The organism is Micrococcus sp. iso_26, assembly GCF_056172975.1.
Genome location: NZ_JBWBTV010000037.1, coordinates 1 through 229, shown reverse-complemented (window position 1 = coordinate 229; position 229 = coordinate 1). Strand labels below are relative to the sequence as shown.

Annotated in this window: 1 protein-coding gene; it reads right to left on the bottom strand. The window is 67.2% G+C overall.

The genetic code is table 11. From position 1 onward, the window contains the following. Positions 1-40: 40 nt before the first annotated feature. On the bottom strand, positions 41-229 hold a 189-nt coding region (locus AC0VX0_RS12445; RefSeq protein WP_475452227.1), incomplete at its 5' end, for a transposase.

Here is a 229-nt window from a genome sequence, read left to right as displayed (position 1 = left end):
CCATGAAGTGGTGTAGCGGCTGATTCCTTCGTTGGGGTTGTCAGGCGCTGAACTCGAGGGCGGGCGCGGTGTCGGGGTTCACCTCGTTTCCCGTGTTGCTGACGGTGGTGAGTCGGCAGCGGGCCAGGACCTCCAGGCCGAGGTAGCGACGGCCCTCGGCCCACTCGTCTGTCTGCTCGGCCAGCACCGCGCCCACCAGTCGTACGATGGCCGCCCGGTTGGGGAAGAT